Source organism: Streptomyces iranensis, assembly GCF_017874715.1.
Taxonomy (GTDB): domain Bacteria; phylum Actinomycetota; class Actinomycetes; order Streptomycetales; family Streptomycetaceae; genus Streptomyces; species Streptomyces iranensis.
The window spans coordinates 1-12,579 of record NZ_JAGGLR010000029.1; the positions used below are offsets into that span (position 1 = coordinate 1).

At 72.6% G+C, this 12,579-nt stretch carries 10 protein-coding genes; 7 read left to right on the plus strand and 3 right to left on the minus strand.

Annotated elements, in window-relative coordinates; all coding sequences use genetic code 11:
• Positions 1-1,638 (plus strand): SUKH-4 family immunity protein (locus J2Z30_RS40490; RefSeq protein ID WP_209469046.1); only part of this gene is annotated, 1,638 nt, incomplete at its 5' end.
• A gap of 253 nt (positions 1,639-1,891) precedes the next feature.
• The gene (locus tag J2Z30_RS40495; protein ID WP_044570897.1) at positions 1,892-2,812 is read left to right on the plus strand and encodes a coiled-coil domain-containing protein; all 921 of its coding nucleotides are present in this window, start codon (positions 1,892-1,894) and stop codon (positions 2,810-2,812) included.
• Positions 2,813-3,502: 690 nt separating this feature from the next.
• Here J2Z30_RS40495 and J2Z30_RS40500 read toward each other — a convergent pair.
• Positions 3,503-5,071: an MFS transporter gene (locus tag J2Z30_RS40500; protein ID WP_044570895.1), complete on the minus strand. Its 1,569-nt coding sequence runs from the start codon at positions 5,069-5,071 to the stop codon at positions 3,503-3,505.
• A gap of 470 nt (positions 5,072-5,541) precedes the next feature.
• Between J2Z30_RS40500 and J2Z30_RS40505 the strand changes: the two genes are divergently transcribed.
• From J2Z30_RS40505 to J2Z30_RS40520, 4 genes are all read left to right on the plus strand, one after another.
• Complete coding sequence (locus J2Z30_RS40505) at positions 5,542-6,330, plus strand: ABC transporter ATP-binding protein (protein ID WP_044570893.1); 789 nt, start codon at positions 5,542-5,544, stop codon at positions 6,328-6,330.
• Positions 6,327-8,897, plus strand: coding sequence for an ABC transporter permease (locus J2Z30_RS40510; protein WP_044570890.1), 2,571 nt, complete (start codon positions 6,327-6,329; stop codon positions 8,895-8,897). The genes J2Z30_RS40505 and J2Z30_RS40510 overlap by 4 nt, the downstream gene beginning before the upstream one ends.
• A 254-nt stretch (positions 8,898-9,151) precedes the next feature.
• The gene (locus J2Z30_RS40515; protein ID WP_044570888.1) at positions 9,152-10,138 is read left to right on the plus strand and encodes an aldo/keto reductase; all 987 of its coding nucleotides are present in this window, start codon (positions 9,152-9,154) and stop codon (positions 10,136-10,138) included.
• 72 nt (positions 10,139-10,210) lie between these two features.
• Entirely contained in the window at positions 10,211-10,609 is a 399-nt protein-coding gene (locus tag J2Z30_RS40520; RefSeq protein ID WP_044570886.1) for a VOC family protein, read from the plus strand.
• A gap of 63 nt (positions 10,610-10,672) precedes the next feature.
• Here the strand turns inward: J2Z30_RS40520 and J2Z30_RS40525 are convergent, their stop codons facing one another.
• Entirely contained in the window at positions 10,673-11,635 is a 963-nt protein-coding gene (locus tag J2Z30_RS40525; protein WP_044570884.1) for a DNA-3-methyladenine glycosylase family protein, read from the minus strand.
• A gap of 2 nt (positions 11,636-11,637) precedes the next feature.
• Complete coding sequence (locus J2Z30_RS40530; RefSeq protein ID WP_044570882.1) at positions 11,638-12,009, minus strand: VOC family protein; 372 nt, start codon at positions 12,007-12,009, stop codon at positions 11,638-11,640.
• Positions 12,010-12,108: 99 nt separating this feature from the next.
• Between J2Z30_RS40530 and J2Z30_RS40535 the strand changes: the two genes are divergently transcribed.
• Positions 12,109-12,570, plus strand: a complete 462-nt coding sequence (locus tag J2Z30_RS40535) for a MarR family winged helix-turn-helix transcriptional regulator (protein WP_044570879.1) — start codon at positions 12,109-12,111, stop codon at positions 12,568-12,570.
• Positions 12,571-12,579: the final 9 nt, after the last annotated feature.

Sequence of the window (12,579 nt, forward strand, 5' to 3'; positions counted from 1 at the left end):
GGTGCTCCTGGTGGGCAGGGTGGTGGTCAGACGCCGCCTCCGCCTGGTGCTCCGGGTGCGCCCGGTGGCGGTGTGCACGCTGCCGCGACGATGCTCGCGGGTGGTCCGGGTGCGCCCGGCCAGACCCCGGCTCCGGGCACCCCGCATCCTCCCGGCCCGCCCGGTCCCCCCGGACCTCCTGGGCCGCCTGGTCCGCCCGGCGTGCCGGGCGCCCATGGCGCCCATGGTGCTCCTGGTGGGCAGGGTGGTGGTCAGACGCCGCCTCCGCCTGGTGCTCCGGGTGCGCCCGGTGGCGGTGTGCACGCTGCCGCGACGATGCTTGCCGGTGGTCCGGGTGCGCCCGGCCAGACCCCGCCCCCCGGCACCCCGCATCCGCCCGGTGCTCCCGGTGCTCCCGGCCAGGGTGCCCCGTCCGGCCCGCAGCCGCCCGGCCCACCCGGTGTCCCCGGTGCGGGTGGTCCGCACACGCCGCCGCCCCCGCCGGGCGCGGCCGGACCGCCGTACCCGGGCGGACCCGGCGCCCCCGGCGCGCCGGGCGCCCCCGGTATGCCGCCGCCCGCCGGCGCTCCCGCTCAGGGGATGGCGCCGCCTCCGGGCGCGCCCGCGCCGGGGATGGCGCCGCAGCCCGGCTATGCGTATCCGCCGCCGCCCCCCGGTCAGCCGACCGTGGGACCGGGCTATATGGCGGTGCTGCGCTACCGCGCCCAGGACGGCTCGGAGCAGCAGCTGATCCGCCGTTCGGCGCCCGGGACCCCGCATCCGGAGTGGCAGATCCTGCATGAGCTGCGGGCCATGAACGTTCCGCCGCAGCAGGTGCTGGAGCTCCACACCGAGCTGGAGTCCTGTGATCTGCCCGGCGGCTACTGCGCCCGGATGATCCGGGAGAGCTGGCCGCAGGTGCGGATCAGCCACACCGCTGCGTACGGACGCGATCACGCCACTCGGCAGCAGGGCGTACGTCATCTGCTGGAGCACCAGGGCGAGCTGCACCAGGTGGCGGACGGCCCGGCCCGTCCGGCGCCGAACCGGGTGCCGCTGCCGCATCCCAGCCAGGTGCAGCCGATCCCGCCGGTGCCGCCGGAGGGGCTGGCGCATGAGTTGGGCCAGGCGTTCGGGCCGCAGGGCATCGTCCGCTTCGACCAGCGCGCGGTGTCACGGATGGGCGTTCCGGAGGTGGTGGCGCAGACGCTGGTGTGGGCGGGGCTGCCGCTGGACTTCGGTCCGTTCTTCTGGGCCCAGGCCCAGGCGGGCCGCCCGGTGCCGACGCTGGCGGAGCTGGCGGCGGAGCGCGGGGTGCAGTCCGCGCCGGACGCGGGTTCGTACCTGGTCATGGGCAATGACTTCGGCCGTCAGCTGTGTGTGCAGTACGGCACGGCGAACATCGTGGCGGTGCCGCTGGAGGCGACGCCCCAGCCGACCCCGCCGCAGTTCGTGAACACCGGGCTGCCGGAGTTCGTGCGGTGCATGGCGCTGCTCGGCCGGATGTGGCGGCTGCGGTACGGGCTGACGCCGGACCAGGCGGGCCGTTGGACCGTGGACTTCCAGGGGCAGCTCGCGGGGCTGGACCCGGCGGCGCTGTCCACGCCGGACAACTGGTGGGCCGTGCTGCTGGAGCAGATGTGGGACGGCCTGCTGTAGGCCCGTTGTGAGCCCGTTGTGAGCCCGCCCGCGCGGCCCTGACCGCGCGCCACCGAACGAACTGCGCGACCGAAGAACGAATGGCGATCGAGGCGCCCGACCCCCGTGACGGGGGCGGGCGCCTCGTCGTTGTTGTCACCGGCGGCGCTCCCGGCCGCGGATATGGGCGGAGTGTCGCGTTATGGGGATGAGAGGCCATCTATAAAGATGTGCGCCGAAGCGCGTTGCATACCGGACAAAAGGGGTTCCAAGGATGGGCGCATCGGTGTCACGTCATGGCTTCACCATCGTCGGCGGACGGGGCCGTGGCTACCGTCCCGCGCAGGTCGACCGCTATGTGGCCGACCTGTCCGAAGCGCGGGACGCGGCGTGGGAGCGTGCCGCGCGCCTCACCGTGCTGGCCAATGAGCTGACCGCCGAGGCGGAGCGGCTGCGCGAGGTGATCTCCCAACTGGCCCCCCAGACCTATGAGTCCCTCGGCGACCGGGCCCAGCTGATCCTGATGGCGGCCGAGGAGGAGGTCGTCTGTCTGCGGGCGGCGGCCGAGGCGACGGCGCAGGAGGAGTGGGAGGCCGCGCAGGCCGTGGCCCGTACGGTGCGGGACGCCGCCCGCGACGAGGCCGAGCTGGTCCGCGAGGCCGCCGAGGCGGCGGCGCGCGCCACCCTGGAGTCGGCCCAGGTGGACGTGGACGAGCTGCGCGCCATCTCGCGCCAGGACGCCAAGGAGTGGCGGGCCCAGGCGCTGGCGGAGCTGAAGGAGATGCGGCAGCGCACCGCCGGGATCCTGGCCGAGCAGGAGCGGGAGCACGCCGAGCGGTGGGAGGCGGCGGGCCGCGAACTGGCCGACCGGGACAACGCGATGACGGCCCGGCTGGCCCAGCTGGAGGAGTACGCCCAGGCGGGGCTCGCCGACGCCAAGCGGGAGTACGGGATGGCCGAGCAGGCCGGGCGGCTGCGGCAGGAGGACGCGCAGGCGCAGGCGGCGGAGATCATCGCCCAGGCGCGGGCCCGGGAGGAGCGGCTGGCGCGGGAGACGGAGCGGACGCTGCGCGAGCACGTGGAGCGGCGCGAGGAGCTCAAGGCGCATCTGGAGCATGTACGTGGCAGCCTGGCGGCGCTGACCGGCAAGCCGGTGGCGGAGGACGCGGCGGCGGCCCCGCACCACGAGTCCTGACCCACTGGCGGACCGCCCACGGGCCTGGGGGCGTCTGACGGATCGTGACGCCTGCGGCGGGCTGTCCCCCTCCCCGCCCCTCCCCGAATACTGGGGCTCCGCCCCAGCCCCCGCCCCAGACCCCGCCCGGGGTTCCGCCCCTGTCCGGGGCTCTGCCCCAGCCCCCGCCCGGGGCTCCGCCCCGAGCCCCGCCGGGGTTCCGCCCCGAGCCCCGCCGGGGTTCCGCCCCAGGCCGGGGCTCTGCCCCAGGCCCTGTCCGGGGCTCTGCCCCAGGCCCTGTCCGGGGCTCTGCCCCAGGCCCTGTCCGGGGCTCTGCCCCAGGCCCTGTCCGGGGCTCTGCCCCAGGCCCGCCGGGGTTCCGCCCCAGGCCGGGGCTCTGCCCCAGGCTCTGCCCGGGGTTCCGCCCCGAGCCCCGCCCGGGGCTCTGCCCCAGGCCCTGCCCGGGGCTCTGCCCCAGGGCCCTGTCCGGGGTTCTGCCCCAGATCCTGCCCGGGGTTCCGCCCCAGACCCTGCCCGGGGCTCCGCCCCAGATCCCGCCCGGGGCTCCGCCCCAGGCCCCGGGGTCCAGGGGCAGAGCCCTTGGGAACGGGAAGGGGCGGGGAGGGGAAAGGCCCGTCGGGCACCCCGTAGGCACCGGCGGGCCGCCGGCCGACCCACGCGTCGGCAGCCGCAGTCGCCTCCGGCCGCCGTTCAGGCTTCCGCCTCTGCCTCCGCGTCCGCCTCCGTCCGGACCGGAAAGCGGCGCGGGGCGAGGAACACCAGGGCCAGCAGCGCCAGCAGCGCGGCCGCGGCCGAGCCCAGATAGACGTGGTCGACGGCGGTGTCCACGGCCCGTCGCAGATAGTCGGCCGCCTGGTCGGTGAGGGTGCCGGGGTGCTCCAGGGCGCGCGAGACCGAGTCCAGGTCGTCGGGCAGCCCCGGCCGGATGGCGTCGGGGGCCCCGGTGAGCCGGGAGGCCAGCGTCGCGTTGGCCACGGCGCCGAAGAGGGCCGCCCCGACGCTCTGGCCGACCTGGCGGCAGAAGAGGATCGAGGCGGTGGCGGTGCCGCGCTCGGCCCATCCGACGGACGACTGCACCCCGATGATCAGCGGCAGCTGGAAGAGCCCGAGCGCGCCCCCGAGCAGCAGCATGATCAGCGCGGGCTGCCAGGCGGCGCCCGGGTAGGGGAGGAAGGGGAAGGCGGCCAGGATCAGCGTGGCGGCCGTCATCCCGGTGATGGCGCAGCCCCGGAAGCCGACGCGGTTGTAGACGCGGCTGCTGAGCGCGGCCGCGATCGGCCAGCTCAGCGACATCGTGGACAGGACGAACCCGGCCGGTATCGGCCCGAGCCCCAGCACCGACTGGGCGTAGGTGGGCAGGAAGACGGTCGGGGCGATCATCAGCAGACCGAGCGCGGCGAAGGCGACGTTGACCGCCGTGATGGTGCGGCGGCGCCAGACCCACCCGGGGATGATCGGTTCGGCGGCGCGCCGTTCGATCCATACGGTGGCCGCGGCGCACACCGCGGCGCCGCCGAGCATGGTGAGCGAAGGCGCGGACAGCCAGCCCCAGGCCACTCCGCCCTGGACGAGGGCGGTCAGCAGCAGCCCGCCGCTGAGGAACACAGCGAGCGCCCCGGCCCAGTCGACCCGGGGGCGGCTCTCCCGGTGTCGTCGCGGTTCGTGTAGATGCCGGGTGATCAGGGTGAACGCCAGGGCGCCGACCGGCAGATTGATGAGGAAGATCCACCGCCAGTCGGCGTATCCGGCGAGCAGTCCGCCGATCGCGGGGCCCGCCACGGCCGAGACCGCCCACACCGAGGAGAGCCTGGCCTGGATCTTCGGGCGCTCCTTGAGCGGATAGAGGTCGGCGGCGACGACCTGGATGGTGCCCTGGAGCGCCCCGCCGCCCAGCCCCTGGACGACCCGGAAGGCGATGAGGGAGGCCATGTTCCAGGCGCCCGCGCACAGCAGCGAGCCGATGACGAAGAGCACGACGCCCGCGAGCAGGATGGGCTTGCGGCCGAAGGTGTCGGAGAGCTTTCCGTACAGCGGCAGGGAGACGGTGACGGCGAGCAGATAGCCGGAGAAGAGCCAGGAGAAGACGGAGAAGCCGCCGAGGTCGCCGACGATCTGCGGGACGGCGGTGGAGATGATGGTCGAGTCCAGCGCGGACAGCGCCATGCCGAGCATCAGGGCGGCGACGACGGGGCGGCGGTGGCTGGGGGTGGGGGTTCCGGAATGGAGCTGGGGTGCGGGGGGCCTGGGGTCCGCGTCCATCGGCCGTCGTGCGGTGCCGCCCACGGTGGCGAACTCCCTCCGCCGGTCCGTGCCGGCACGTGTCCCTGTTGTTCGTACGACGGACTCGCGTGCGCACGATTCTTGTACGACCCACGATTCCATGCCGGGGCAGGCTGGCGGAAGAACACATTCGGGCTGTCCAGACGGCCCGGTTTGAGCCTGACGTGGGGGGAGGGTGCACCATCGACCCCGAGTCCGGGGTCAGACCCAGGACTCACTCCCCTAGGGGATGCCCACCCTGTACTCCTACTCCCGGTTCGTCCGGGCGGATGAGGAGCCAGTCGTCCCCACTTCATATGGTTGCTACGGGCTGCGCGACCGAGGGGGTGGGGCTAGCCCTACCGCTAAGAGGGAGTCATTCCCCATCGCGGAGGTTCCCGGATCGCGGCAGTCTTTATGCGGCGATCGGGGAACAGAGATCGCCGATCGGACACCGAAGGAGAAAGACCGTGACAACGGCTGTATCGATTCCCAGGACCGGGGGCAGCGGAGGACATACGGCCGTCGCCGCCCGAGCACGTCAGGTCACCAAGGCGTACGGCTCCGGGGAGACCCGGGTGGTCGCGCTGGACCAGGTGGACGTGGACATCGCGCGGGGGCAGTACACCGCGATCATGGGCCCGTCCGGCTCCGGCAAGTCGACCCTGATGCACTGCCTGGCCGGTCTGGACACCGTCAGCTCCGGGCAGATCTTCATCGACGAGACCGAGATCACCAAGCTGAAGGACAAGAAGCTCACCAAGCTGCGCCGGGACCGGATCGGCTTCATCTTCCAGGCGTTCAACCTGCTGCCCACGCTCAGCGCGATCGAGAACATCACGCTGCCGATGGACATCGCGGGCCGCAAGCCCGACCGGGCCTGGATGGACCGGGTGGTGGAGACCGTGGGTCTGGCCGGCCGGCTCAAGCACCGTCCGAACCAGCTCTCCGGCGGTCAGCAGCAGCGCGTCGCCGTGGCCCGCGCCCTCGCCGCCCGCCCCGAGATCATCTTCGGTGACGAGCCGACCGGAAACCTGGACTCGCGGGCCGGTGCCGAGGTGCTGGGCTTCCTCAAGCGGTCGGTGGACGAGCTGGGCCAGACCATCGTGATGGTCACCCATGACCCGGTCGCCGCCTCCTACGCCAACCGGGTGCTGTACCTGGCCGACGGCCGGATCGTCGACGAGATGTACAACCCGACGGCCGATCTGGTCCTGGAGCGCATGAAGCACTTCGACGCGCGAGGACGGGTGTCATGACCGTCCTCAAGACCTCACTGCGCAACTTCGTCGCCCACAAGGGGCGGATGGCGCTGTCCGCGATCGCCGTGCTGCTCTCGGTGGCCTTCGTCTGCGGCACGCTCGTCTTCACCGACACCACCAACGCCACGTTCGACAAGCTCTTCGCGAGCACGGCCTCCGATGTCACGGTCAGCCCCAAGGGTGTCAGCGACAAGGACACCCGGCAGGGCCGGATCCGTACCCTGCCCGGTTCGGAGCTGGCCCGGCTGAAGCAGGTGGACGGCGTCAAGTCGGTGCTCGGCGACGCCACCAGCCAGTCGGTCACCGCCGCCGACCGCGACGACAACAGCATCGGCTCGGACACCGGCGCCCCGACCATCGGCACCAACTGGGACCCGACCGAGAAGCGCTCGGTCGAGATCACCTCCGGCCACGCCCCGCGCGGCCCGACCGAGGTGATGGTCGACGCCGACACCGCCAAGAACAAGAAGCTGAAGCTGGGCGACGAGGTGCGGATCATCGCCATCCCGGGCGAGTTCCGCGCGAAGATTGTCGGCATTGCCACGTTCCAGGTGACCAACCCCGGCGCCACGCTGATCTACATGGACACCGACACCGCGCAGCGCAAGCTGCTCGGCGCTCCGGGGGTCTACTCCAGCTACTCGCTCACCGCGCAGGCGGGCGTCAGCCACGACCAGCTGAAGAAGAACGTCGTCGCGGACCTCGGCACCGGGGTCAAGGTGCAGACGAAGGCCGAGTCCAGCAAGGAGGCCGAGGACGACATCGGCTCGTTCCTGGACGTGATGAAGTACGCGATGCTCGGCTTCGCCGGGATCGCCGTCCTGGTCGGCATCTTCCTGATCGTCAACACCTTCTCGATGCTGGTCGCCCAGCGCACCCGTGAGATCGGCTTGATGCGGGCCATCGGCTCCAGCCGGAAGCAGATCAACCGGTCGGTGCTGATCGAGGCGCTGCTGCTCGGCGTCATCGGCTCGATCCTCGGCGTCCTCGGCGGCGTCGGCCTCGCGGTCGGCCTGATGAAGATCATGGGCAGCGCGGGGCTCCACCTGAGCACCGACCAGCTGACGGTGAAGGCCACCACGCCCATCGTGGGCATCGGCATCGGCGTCGTCGTCACCGTCATCGCGGCGTACATCCCCGCCCGCCGGGCAGGGAAGATCTCCCCGATGGCGGCCCTGCGCGATGCGGGCACCCCGGCGGACAGCAAGTCCGGATGGATCCGCGGCGCGATCGGCACCCTGCTCACCGCGGGCGGCGCGGCCTCCCTGGTGGTCGCGGGGAACGCGGACAAGGCGGTCGACGGCTCGATGTTCCTGGGCCTCGGCGTGGTGCTGACGCTCATCGGCTTCATCGTCATCGGCCCGCTGCTGGCCGGTCTGGTGGTCCGCGTACTGGCCACCGTCGTCCTGCGGATCTTCGGCCCGGTCGGCCGGCTGGCCGAGCGCAACGCGCTGCGCAACCCGCGGCGCACCGGTGCCACCGGCGCGGCCCTGATGATCGGCCTGGCGCTGGTCGCCTGTCTGTCGGTGGTGGGCTCCTCGATGGTCGCCTCGGCCACCGACGAGCTGGACAAGTCGGTGGGCGCGGACTTCATCGTCCAGTCCGACACCGGCCAGCCGATCACCAAGGGGATCGCGGACGCGGTGCGCCAGGCCAAGGGCCTGAAGCACATCAGCGAGGCCAAGGACATCGAGGGCACCAAGCTCACGCTGCCCGACGGCAAGACGGTCACCAAGGACCTCTCGGCCGCCAGCCCGACGTACGCCGAGGACCTGCGCACCCCGGTCGTCGAGGGCGACCTGTCCGCCGCGTACGGCAAGAACGCCATGTCGGTGCCGGAGGGCTTCGCCAAGGACCACAAGGTGAAGAGGGGCGACACCCTCACCGTCGCCTTCAAGGAGGGCCGCACCGCCAAGCTGACCGTCGCCGCGATCACCTCGGACGACGTCAGCCTCGACAAGGGCGCGATGTACACCAACATCGCCACCGTCGAGGCTTATGTCCCCGCCAAGCTGATTCCGGCGGACGTCATGATGCTGGCGCAGGCCAAGGACGGCCAGGAGAAGCAGGCGTACGCCTCCCTCAAGTCCCAGCTGCACCACTACCCGTCGGTGAAGGTGCGCGACCAGACCGACTACAAGAAGGAGGTCAAGGACCAGGTCGGTCAGCTGCTCAACCTGGTCTACGGCCTGCTGGCGCTCGCGATCATCGTCGCCGTCCTCGGCGTGGTGAACACCCTGGCCCTCTCGGTCGTCGAGCGGACCCGCGAGATCGGCCTGATGCGCGCCATCGGCGTCTCGCGCCGTCAGATGCGCCGCATGATCCGCCTGGAGTCCGTGGTCATCGCCCTCTTCGGCGCCCTGCTGGGCCTAGGGCTCGGCATGGGCTGGGGCACCACGGCCCAGAAGCTGCTGGCGCTCGAGGGTCTGAAGACCCTGGAGATCCCGTGGCCGACGATCATCACGGTCTTCATCGGCTCCGCCGTCGTGGGCCTGATCGCGGCCCTGGTCCCGGCCTTCCGGGCGGCGCGGATGAACGTCCTGAACGCGATCGCCACGGAATAGCCGACGGGGGAACGGCCAACGGGGGTATGGCCGACGGGGGAATGGCCAACGGGGGAAATGGGCCCGCTGCCCTCCATGGGGGGATGGGCAGCAGGCCGACCGACCGGCCCGGTGCGCGACGGGGGAGCGCACCGGGCCGGCCGTGTGTTTCCGGGAGCCGGATTCCGGGGGTTCCCGTGGTTTGACTTGGAGTGCGCTCCAACTCCTAGCGTGATCGTCACGACCACGAGACACGACCACGAGGGAGGTACCCGATGTCCGAACTGCCCGCCCGCCACCTGGGGGCACTGACCGTCGCGGCCCAGGGCCTGGGCTGCATGGGGATGAGCCACGGCTACGGCGACTCGGACGACGCCCAGTCGATCGCCACCCTCCACCGCGCCCTCGACCTCGGCGTCACGCTGCTGGACACCTCCGACTTCTACGGCTCCGGGCACAACGAGGAGCTGCTCGGCCGGGCCCTGGCCGGGCGGCGGGAGCGGGCGGTGCTGGCCACCAAGTTCGGGTTCGCCAACCGGCTGGGCGAGCCGACCGCGATCCGCGGGGACGCCGCGTACGTCCGCCGGGCGTGCGACGCCTCGCTGCGGCGGCTCGGCGTCGATCACATCGACCTCTACTACCAGCACCGCGTCGACCCGGACGTCCCCATCGAGGAGACCGTCGGCGCGATGGCCGAGCTGGTGAAGGCGGGCAAGGTGCGCCACCTCGGACTGTCCGAGGCGGGCGCGGAGACCATCCGCCGGGCCCACGCGGTGCACCCCATCGCGGCCCTGCAGAGCGAATGGTCGCTGTGGACCCGGGATCTGGAGCACGAGATCGTCCCGGTCTGCCGTGAGCTGGGCATCGGCCTCGTCCCCTTCTCCCCGCTCGGCCGCGGTTTCCTCACCGGCCGCTACACCTCGACCGACGGTCTGCCGGAGGGCGACGTACGCCGCACTCAGCCCCGGTTCGCCGACGGCAACCTCGAGAAGAACCTGGCCATCGTGGAGAAGCTGAACGAACTGGCCGCCGCGAAGGGCGTCACCGCCGGCCAACTCGCCCTCGCCTGGGTGCAGCACCGCGGCGACGACGTGGTCCCCATCCCGGGCACCCGGCGCCAGAAGTACCTGGCGGAGAACCTGGCCGCCGCCACCCTCGAGCTGACCCCCGGGGAACTGTCCGCGATCGACGCCGCTGCCCCGGCCGACCAGGTCGCCGGTACCCGCTACGACGAGAAGAACCTCACCTTCGTCAACCGCTGATCGGGGAACCGATGAGTTTCGGAGTGGCACGGGGTCTTTGGAGGTGAACGCATCACCCCAAGGGAGATCACCATGACCGAGACCGCCAGAGGCGCCCGTTTCACCGAGGTGGGCCGGGTCGCCGTCACCGTCGCCGATCAGGACCGGGCGCTGGAGTTCTACGTAGGCACGCTCGGCTTCGAGAAGCGTGCCGACATCCCCTTCGGCGACGGTCACCGCTGGATCGAGGTGGCCCCGGCGGGCGCCCCGACCGGGATCGCGCTGGTTCTGCCGCGCGAGGGCGGGCAGGGGCCGGGCTACGACACCGGTGTCATCCTCACCTCCGAGGACATCGACGCCGACCACGCGGCGCTGCGTGAGCGCGGCGTCGACACCGACCCGGAGGTCCAGCGCTGGGGCGCCCCGGTGCCGCCGATGTTCAGCTTCCGGGACGGGGACGGCAACGCGGTGATGGTCGTCGAGAACGGCTGACCCCGTCGGCCACCGGTGAGGAGCCGGTCCGCGGACGGGGGGCGGACCGGCTCTTCGGTGTGGTTACGACGTACGGCCGCCGATGTGCGCGGCGCGGGCGCGGAGCAGCAGCGCGATCCAGCTGCGGTAGGGCTGCCAGCGGTCGGCGATACCGGCCAGTCGGCGGATGTCGCCCGAGGCGGCCTCGCCGAGGCCGTACGCGTCCACCATGGCCGCGTGCAGCCGCGGTTCGTGACGCGGGAAGACATCGGGGTGCCCGGCACCGCGGATGAGGATGAGTTCGGCGGAGAACGGGCCGATGCCGGGGAGGTCGCGCAGCGCCGCGAGGGCGTCGTCCACCGGCATCGAGCGCAGCCGTACGGCGTCGAGTTCACCGGCGTCGGCCGCTTCGGCCAGTGCGTGCAGCCGCTCGATCTTCACCTCGGTCAGGCCGGGGGCGCGGGTGATCGCGCGCAGGGCCGGTGGGGTGGGGAAGGCGTACCGGGTCCGGCCCTCGATCCGGACGCGCCGGCCGTGCCGCTCGGCGAGGCGGGCCTTGATCGCGGCGGCCTGGGTCATGCGGATGCGATGGCCGATGATCGCCCACGCGGCGGCTTCGTAGGGCGAGTGGAAGCACACCGGCCGAAGGCCCGGATAGTCCGCCATGAGCCCGGCCACCACGGGGTCGGCGGCGGCGAGTCCGGGGAAGCCGCTTCCGTCGACGTCGAGGGAGAGGATGCGGGCCAGCTGAGCCCGAGCGGCCTCGCCGGGTCCGGGTCCGGGTCCGGTCCCGGCGGACACGGGGTCTGCCGGGGTGTCGGGGTACATGGTGAACTCGGCCCGGACCCGGCCCGCTCCGCCCTCCGCCGCCGCCTCCTCCTGCCGCACCGCGACGGCCACCGTCGAGTGGCCGTCGTCGGCGGGGAAGGCCAGGTGGAGGACGTCGTCCGCCGCGCCCTGGTAGCTCGCCGGGGTGAAGCCCTCCAGGAACCGCACGCTCGCCGCGAGCGAGAAGGGGCCGGACGGGGTGAGGACGGCGGCGGTCACGGTCAGCCTCCGTGCGCCGTGAGGGCGTAGCCCTCCGGGCCGATGAAGGTGAACGTGCGGCCGAAGGGGCTGTCCTGGGGCGGGCTGAGGATCGGCACCCCGGCGGCGGCGAGCTGGTCGTGCAGCGCCTGGGCGTCCGTGGTGCGGAACCACAGGGCCACGCCGAGGCCGGGCCGTGCGGCGTCGTCGAGATCCACGCCCGGCAGCGGCTCGCGGACGGCGAACGGGATCGGCTCGGTGGTGAACACCACCGCACCGGGCGGCGAGGCCGGCGCGCGCCGCAGGCCGAGATGGGCTTCGCAGAAGGCGGCCGCCGCCTCGACATCGCGTACCTGCAGGGCGATGAAGTCGGGGCCGTCGATGGTGGCGGGCATGGGTCCTCCCCGGTTGTTGGCTGAGCCAGTGATGGCGATGTCAGGACTTTGACACGACTGGACTGTACGTACGGCCGCCCCCTATGTCAAAATCCTGACATGAAGGACCGGACGCCCGTACCCCCGCCACACCCCGCCGACGACGTCACCGAGCATGTGGGCTACCGCCTCAAACGCGCCGCCGCGGCGCTGCGCGGCGCCATGGACAAGGCGCTGCGCGAGCACGGGCTGACGGTGCCGCAGTACGCCTGCCTCGAACTCCTCGACCAGCGGCCCGGCCTGTCCAACGCCGAGCTCGCCCGCTCCACGTTCGTCACCCGGCAGTCCATGAACGTCGTCCTCCGCGGCCTCCAGGACGCGGACCTGATCTCCCGGCCCGCCACCACCGACCACGGCCGCGCGCTCCCCGCCCACCTCACCGAGCACGGCCGCGAACGGCTCGACGCGGCCCGGTCCGCCGTCTACGCCATCGAACGGACGATGGTCGACGCCTTCCCGCAGCGCCGTCTGGCCGCCCTCCTCGCCGACCTCGACCGCATGGCGGAAGCCCTCGGCGGCTGACCGTCCGCT